Source organism: Stenotrophomonas acidaminiphila (assembly GCF_001431595.1).
Classification (GTDB): Bacteria; Pseudomonadota; Gammaproteobacteria; order Xanthomonadales; family Xanthomonadaceae; genus Stenotrophomonas; species Stenotrophomonas acidaminiphila.
This window is the reverse complement of the sequence record NZ_LDJO01000054.1, coordinates 1-5,946: the sequence shown is the minus strand read 5'-3', so window position 1 is coordinate 5,946 and position 5,946 is coordinate 1. Positions and strand designations below refer to the sequence as shown.

At 69.4% G+C, this 5,946-nt stretch carries 6 protein-coding genes; all 6 read right to left on the bottom strand.

From position 1 onward, the window contains the following. Window positions 1–844 (bottom strand): MCP four helix bundle domain-containing protein (locus ABB33_RS14435; RefSeq protein ID WP_152985106.1); only part of this gene is annotated, 844 nt, incomplete at its 3' end. A 204-nt stretch (window positions 845–1,048) separates the two neighbouring features. Beyond that, entirely contained in the window at window positions 1,049–2,209 is a 1,161-nt protein-coding gene (locus ABB33_RS14430; RefSeq protein ID WP_056932569.1) for an OprO/OprP family phosphate-selective porin, read from the bottom strand. A gap of 212 nt (window positions 2,210–2,421) precedes the next feature. Then, window positions 2,422–4,413 (bottom strand): chemotaxis protein CheA, encoded by a 1,992-nt coding sequence (locus ABB33_RS14425; RefSeq protein WP_056932568.1) that lies wholly within the window; start codon window positions 4,411–4,413, stop codon window positions 2,422–2,424. Window positions 4,414–4,455: 42 nt separating this feature from the next. Further along, window positions 4,456–4,821 carry a response regulator gene (locus ABB33_RS14420; protein ID WP_054665888.1) on the bottom strand — a complete coding sequence of 122 codons (366 nt, stop codon included), beginning with the start codon at window positions 4,819–4,821 and terminating at the stop codon, window positions 4,456–4,458. Next, window positions 4,818–5,126, bottom strand: a complete 309-nt coding sequence (locus ABB33_RS14415; protein WP_054665885.1) for an STAS domain-containing protein — start codon at window positions 5,124–5,126, stop codon at window positions 4,818–4,820. Before ABB33_RS14415 ends, ABB33_RS14420 begins: the two co-directional genes overlap by 4 nt. Window positions 5,127–5,275: 149 nt before the next feature. After that, window positions 5,276–5,946: chemotaxis protein CheW (locus ABB33_RS14410; protein WP_211260889.1), on the bottom strand; the 671-nt coding region annotated here is incomplete at its 5' end.

The following is a 5,946-nucleotide window of genomic DNA, read 5'->3' as shown; positions in this document are numbered from 1 at the left end:
TGATGCCGGCGTCATGCTGGCGGCCCATTTCCTGCTGCGCGGCGATCACTGCCTGCAGCTGCGCCTGCATGCGCTGCATCGAGGACAGCAGCTTGCCGACCTCGTCGCGGCGCGAGGCGTCGATGCGGCGGTCGAGCTTGCCCGCGGCGACATCGTCGGCCACGCGTACCGCCTCGCCCAGCGGCTGCATGATCGAGCGGATGATGGCCCAGCCCAGCAGGGCGGCCAGCACCAGCGACAGCGCCATGCCGGCGGCCACCGCCATCAGCGACCGCTGGTAGGCCTGCCTGGACGCGGCCACGTCCCGGGCCAGTTGCTCCTGGTTGTACTGGGACATCAGCTTGAGCTGGTCGAACAGCAGGCGGCGCAGCTTGCGCGATTCGTCCGAGGAGATGCTCCGCGCGGTATCGAAATCGTCGGCGGCGATGGCGGCGGCGATGCGCTCGTGCGCGGCGAAATACGCCGCGCGGTGCTGCTTGAGCTTTTCGTACATCGCCTGCTCTTCCGGCGTGTAGTCGGTTTCGATGTCGTCGTAGGCCTTCTCGGCGGCCTCGATCAGGCCGCGGGTGTCGGCCAGGCGCTTGTCGTAGTCTGCCAGCTGCCCGGGGTTGCCCTGGTAGCCCAGCTGCGCCTGCTCATAGGTACGGAACTCGCCGAGCTGCGCGCGCATCTCGCCGAGTTGCTGGACCGCCGGCATCCAGTTGTTGTTGATCTGCTCGATCTGGGTGTTGGCGAGCATCATCCGCCACAGCGAGAACCCTCCCATCAGCAGGGTGATCATGCAGGTGATGCAGAAGGCGAGGACAAGCTTCCGCGTGATCGAAAGGTTCTGGAACCATTTCATCGCAGATATCTCCAGTGACAGGCTCAGCGACAGGCAGGCCCGGCGCACCTGCGCGACGTCATCAATGTGGAATGGCCGCGACGGGAGGCCCGCACCGTATGGTGCACATTTGCGGTATCGGCGCCGGCGTCCACTTCTTGACGCCTGTCCGGTCGCCCGGCAGCGGGATGCCGACAGGCGGCGGACCGGAGCCTGCGGGCGCCGTCAGAAATGCAGCTGCGCGCGCAGCTGCACCACTTCGGGCTGCCAGTGCAGGGTGCCGCGCCGGGCATCGGCACGGACGTAGTTGGCCTGGAACTTCAGGTGGTTGCCCACGTACCAGTTGGCGCCCACGGTCCAGTTGTTTTCGCGGCCGCCACGGACCAGGCCGTCGTCCAGGTCGATGCGGCTGTAGCGCGCCAGCAGCTCGATGGCGCCGCGCTTGCCTGCCGGGCGCGGATTGGCGACGTTGCCGCCGCTGTAGGTGCGCGATTCGCCGGTGAGCAGCCAGCTGCCTGCCAGGTACCAGCCATCGCCACGATAGTGCGGCAGGCCGTGGCGGTGCGTGGTCTGCTGCAGGTATTCGCCCTGCAGCGACCACGGGCCTTCGATCCAAAGCGCCTCCAGACCGCGCCGGTCGATGCGCTCGACGTCGCGCAGGGTGCCCGAGTCGACCAGCCGCACCGGGGTCAGCGACGCCTCCGGCCTGGCGCGCCAGCGCACGCTCGGCGCGACCTCCACGCCCAATCCATTGGTTTCGGCGTCGGGACGCTCGCGGGTGCCGGAAACGCCCACGTGCAGCACATGCGAGGGCTGCTTGAGCGGGGTCCAGGCCAGTCGCGCGGCCACGCTGTCGCCGCGGTTGTTGCCCTGCAGGTCGTGGCTGTAGGCGCCGGCATTGAACAGCCAGCGCGGCCGTTCCAGGGCCCAGTCCAAGCCGATGCGGCGGCCCTCGTAGAACGCCTGCGTGGGCAGTGCGTTCTCCATGAAGGCGCCGCTGCGGGTGGCGGTATTGCCTTCGAAGCCCAGTGGCAGCTTCATCTGGCCGATGCGCCATTTGCCGAGGTCGCGGCCGGTCAGGCCCTTGCTCTCCAGGCGCAGCGCCACGTCCATCCAGGTGTCGGACTGGAAGTCGTAGGACGCGGTGAAGTCGTACAGACCCTTGCGCTTGATGGCGAGACCGAATTCCTTGCGGCGCCAGTCCTGGTCGTTGTCGAGGGCGGTACCGTCGGCGTCGAAGCGGTTGATGTCCCAGGCAAAGTTGCCGGTGAGCGTAGCCTCGGTGCCGTCGGCCAGCGCCAGCCGCGGGGGCCATGCGTCGGCCTGCGTGCCGGCCAGGGCCGGTGCGGCGAGGGTGAGCAGGGCGAGCGGGGCGAGGTGATGCATGCGGATGTCCTGGAGCGAGGGCGGCGGCACGCCGGGGCGTGGGCCGGGGGTCGGTGTGGCGCCCACGGTCCTGCGGCAGCAGGGTGCGCGTGGCAAGGGCACGGGGCGGCGGCAAGGGGCCGGCCGCCACGCCGCCGGCAGGCGAGGGCGCGCTGCGACCGCCGCGGAATGCGTCGGTGGCGGCCCGCCGCGAACGGCGGAGACGTGTGGGGTCAGGCAGCCTGCGGCAGGCGCAGCGAGCGCACCAGGCCGCCGACATCGACGATCAGCGCGACCCGCCCATCGCCGAGGATGGTGGCCCCGGAAACGCCGCCGATGCGGCGGTAGTTGTTCTCGATGTTCTTGACCACGACCTGCTGCTGGCCGAGCAGTTCGTCCACTTCCAGGGCGATCTTCTGCCCGTCGCCCTCGACCACCACCACCAACGGGTCGGCATGGCTGTCCTGGCGGTAGCCGTAGTACTGGCCCAGCGACAGGATCGGCAGGTACTCGCCGCGCACGCGCAGCACGCGGCCTTCGCCGGCCATGGTGCGGATGTCTTCGGCCTTGGGCTGCAGCGCCTCGAGCACGTAGGCCAGCGGCAGGATCAGGGTCTCGCCGGCAACCGAAACGGTCATGCCGTCGAGGATGGCCAGGGTCAGCGGCAGGCGGATCAGCACCCGGGTCCCTGCGCCGGCCTGGCTTTCCAGCTGCACTTCGCCACCGAGCGCCTGGATGTTGCGGCGGACCACGTCCATGCCGACGCCGCGGCCGGACAGGTCGGTGACCGCATCGGCGGTGGAGAAGCCGGGCTGGAAGATCAGGTCCCAGACCTGGGTATCGGTCGGGTTGTCGGGAATCGTCAGGCCGCGTTCGTGGGCCTTGGCCAGGATCTTGTCGCGGTTCAGGCCGCGACCGTCGTCGCTGACCTCGATGACGATGTGCCCGCCCTGGTGCGAGGCGGCCAGGGTGATGGTGCCCATCTCGTCCTTGCCGGCCTGGCGGCGCACGTCGGGCATTTCCAGGCCGTGGTCAATCGAGTTGCGCACCAGGTGCACCAGCGGGTCGGCGATCTTCTCGATCAGGCCCTTGTCCAGCTCGGTGCCTTCGCCGATGGTGCGCAGGCGGACCTGCTTGCCCAGGCGCGAGGACAGGTCGCGCACCAGCCGCGGGAAGCGGCGGAACACCGCGTCCACCGGCAGCATGCGCACGCCGATCACCGCTTCCTGCAGGTCGCGGGTATTGCGTTCGAGCAGGTCCAGGCCGGCCAGCAGGCGCTCGGCGTGCGACGGGTCCAGGCCACCGGAGACCTGCTTGAGCATGGCCTGGGTGATGACCAGCTCGCCGACCAGGTTGATCAGCGCGTCGACCTTGTCGACGCTGACGCGGATCGAGCTTTCGGCCTCGTGCGCACCACCGGCGGCAGTGGCTGCGGCGGCAGCCGGACGTGCGGCCGCGGCGACCTCGGCGGCCACTTCCTGGGCAGCGGTCGGGGCGTGGGTGGCCAGGCTCGGTGGGGCGATGATCGGCTGGATGTCCAGCTCACAGTCGTCCACGACCCAGGCGAAGGTGTCTTCGATCTTGCTGCGCGGGATGCGCCCGGTCAGGCCCAGGTCCCAGGCGATGTAGGCTTCCAGCGGGTCCATCTGCTCGAACCCGGGCAGACGCTGCATGCGCGCCTCGACCTGCAGCGGGCCGAGGGTTTCCAGCTCGCGGATGATGCGCAGCGGATCGTTGCCGCTCATGAACAGCGAGGGTGCCGGGACGAAGCCGATCTGCCAGCCTTCCGGCTCGGCCGCGGGCTGTTCCTGCCGGGCCGCGACCGGTGCGGCGGCGGTACCGGAGAGCACCGCTTCCAGGCGTGCCTTGACCGCGGCGACCGCGGCCGGGTCGGCGGCCTGGCCGTGTTCGGCCTCGCGCAGCAGTGCGCGCAGCACGTCCACCGAGGACAGCATGGCATCGACCGCGGTGCTTTCCAGCGCCCGCTTGCCGGCACGCAGCTCGTCCAGCAGCGTTTCCAGCACGTGGGTCAGCCCGGCGATGGCCTCGAAGCCGAAGGTGCCGGCGCCGCCCTTGATCGAATGCGCGGCGCGGAACACCGAGTTGATGATTTCCGGATCCTGCTGCCCGTCCTCCAGTGCCAGCAGCCCGGCCTCCATGGCGTCCAGTCCTTCGCGGCTTTCCTCGAAGAAGGTGGCGTGGAAACGTTGCAGGTCCATGCTCATCGGCGCGCTATCCGGTCTGGGTTCGGTGCGGTGGGAGGGCGATCAGCCCAGGACTTTCTGGACGGTGGCGACCAGCTGTTCGGGGTTGAACGGCTTGACCAGCCAGCCGGTCGCGCCGGCGGCCTTGCCTTCGGATTTCTTGTCGGCGGCCGACTCGGTGGTCAGCATCAGCATCGGGGTGAACTTGTAGTCCGGCAGCTGGCGCAGTTCGCGGATGAGCGAGATGCCGTCCATGTTGGGCATGTTCACGTCGGTGACCACCGCATTGAACCTGGCGCCCTTGGCACGGCCCAGGGCGACGGCGCCGTCTTCGGCTTCCTCGACGGAAAAGCCGGCCGAGGTGAGGGCGAAGGCCACCATCTGGCGCATCGACGCCGAGTCGTCCACCACCAGGATTCGAGCGCTCATGCAACGTTCTCCACAGAATTCGATTTGTCAGGGGTTGCGTCCAGACCCAGGGTCTGGAGGACGCCGAGCAGGCGCGCGGCGTCACGGAAGGTGTCGGTAGCGTCGTCGAAGACGGTGGCATGGCCGGCCTGGCGGCGGGCCAGGACGAAGGCGCACAGCACCTGGATGGCGGCGGTGTGCACCCGGGCCACCTGGCTGGCATCCACGCGCAACGCGCCGCTCCGGCCCAGGTGCGGGGCCAGGTGTTGCTTCAGGTCGCTGGTGGACTCGATGCCCAGGTCCTGCGCCAATGCCACAGTGCTCATCGTTGCTCCGGAGAGACGGTACTGGACCAGTTAACGGCAGTGCTGGAACGATCTTTAAGGCGCCGGATCAAATGCATGTGAATCCGTGAACTGGCGCACGGAACGCGGCCCGTGCCGGGTGCGGACTCAGTGCAGGGCGGCATGGTGCTTCAGCGCTCGCACTGCAGCAGTTCGGTGGCGTCGAGCAGGATCATCGGCTGCTGGCCGATGCGGGCCACGCCCCGGAACAGGGTGTTGGATATCTGGCAGATGCGGGCGGTATCGGGCGGCTCGATCTGCGACTCGGTCAGGTTGGCCACGTCCTCGACCGCGGACACCCGCAGGCCCAGTACCTCGCCCTTCTCCTCGAGTACCACGATGCGGGTCTGGCTGCCTTCGCCGACCGCGGCGAAGCCCAGGTGCAGGCCCAGGTCGATCACCGGCACCACTTGGCCGCGCAGGTTCATGATGCCGAGCATCGAGGCGGCTGTGCCGCGCAGGCCCAGCAGTGGCACCGGCAGCACCACCTCTTGCACCTTGAGCAGTTCCAGCGCATAGGCCTGGGCGCCGCAGCGCAGGCGCAGCCAGCGCGAGGTGCGCTCGCTGGCGCGGCGCTGGGGCCGGTACGGTTCGCGCGCCTGTGCCTGCAGCGCGGCCCATACATTGTTGCCGTCGGTCGCCGCCGCAGCCGGCGTCTCGCCTTCGCTGACTGCCGGTGCGGCCGCACTGCGCGCCGGTGCCGGTACAGGCGCAGGGGAAGGCGCAGGGGCAGGGGCTGGCACCGCAACCGGTGCAGGCGCCGCAACAGGTGCCGGGGCGACCGGTGCCACCGGCCTGGCCG

Excerpts from the sequence above, each read along its gene's own strand:
- ABB33_RS14420 (WP_054665888.1), bottom strand. The coding sequence starts at position 4,821 with ATGAGCGCTCGAATCCTGGTGGTGGACGACTCGGCGTCGATGCGCCAG.
- ABB33_RS14415 (WP_054665885.1), bottom strand. The coding sequence starts at position 5,126 with ATGAGCACTGTGGCATTGGCGCAGGACCTGGGCATCGAGTCCACCAGC.
- ABB33_RS14425 (WP_056932568.1), bottom strand. The coding sequence starts at position 4,413 with ATGAGCATGGACCTGCAACGTTTCCACGCCACCTTCTTCGAGGAAAGC.
- ABB33_RS14430 (WP_056932569.1), bottom strand. The coding sequence starts at position 2,209 with ATGCATCACCTCGCCCCGCTCGCCCTGCTCACCCTCGCCGCACCGGCC.